Raw genomic sequence first — 470 nt, forward strand, 5'->3', positions numbered from 1 at the left:
GCTTCGGCATAATCGCCCGCACGGTAGCGGCCGAGCCCGCGCGCCAGCGCGTCGCCCGCCGCCTCCGGCTCATAATTTCGTGAACGCAACGCCATTGTCCACCACAGTCTAGCTCGACATAGTCAAGCTGTAGCATCGTCCCTTGGAGCCGTGCATGGGCACGACGATCAACGTCTCGACGCAGGCGGAACTCAACGCCGCCATCGAACAGGTCGATAGCGCGGCCGCGGGCGCTTTCACCATCGACCTGACCGGCAACGTGACCGAGGGAGAGGCCGGCCAGCCCGCCGGTCTCTATGTCATCGACGCGGCGACGGGCGTCACGGTCACCATCAACGGCGAGGGCCATACGCTCGACGGCGGCGGCGCCAATGGCGGCCTCGCGGTCTATGCGGGCAAGGTCACGGTCGCCAGCCTGACGATCGAGGACACGATCGCCAAGGGCGGCCAGGGCACGCAATCGGGCGGCG

The 470-nt window shown here is 67.7% G+C and carries 1 protein-coding gene; it reads left to right on the forward strand.

The features are described 5' to 3' along the window. Window positions 1–154: 154 nt before the first annotated feature. Window positions 155–470 (forward strand): pectate lyase-like adhesive domain-containing protein (locus B8460_RS19620; RefSeq protein WP_048863318.1); only part of this gene is annotated, 316 nt, incomplete at its 3' end.

This window comes from Acidisphaera rubrifaciens HS-AP3, assembly GCF_000964365.1.
Classification (GTDB): domain Bacteria; phylum Pseudomonadota; class Alphaproteobacteria; order Acetobacterales; family Acetobacteraceae; genus Acidisphaera; species Acidisphaera rubrifaciens.